Here is a 319-nt window from a genome sequence, read left to right as displayed (position 1 = left end):
GTTACCGTTTGTGTGCTGCTGGCTGCACATGTGCCGCTTGTTGCATATTCTATAGTATAGGTTGTCCCAGAAATACCATTAGTAATCGTTCCGCTAGTTGCGTTTATTGTTGCGCCATCGGCTGGTATCGGATTAAAAGTAAAACTCCCGCCAAGATCTCCAGTGACAGTTGCGGTGCTGCCATCACAAGTTGCTGTCGTATTAAAAGAAGCGTCTCCTAAAGTTAAAACAGTTACCGTTTGTGTGCTGCTTATTCCACAAATCCCTGGACTTGTGTATTCAATAGTATAGGTCGCTCCTGAAACACCATTAGTCACCA

Annotated in this window: 1 protein-coding gene; it reads right to left on the bottom strand. The window is 44.5% G+C overall.

Going from position 1 to position 319, the window contains the following annotated elements:
• The coding region (locus ACVCXO_RS00595) for a hypothetical protein (protein ID WP_452227659.1) at nucleotides 1-319 on the bottom strand (319 nt) is incomplete at both ends.

Source organism: Lacinutrix sp. MEBiC02404 (assembly GCF_053601575.1).
This window is presented reverse-complemented; position numbering and strand designations above follow the sequence as displayed.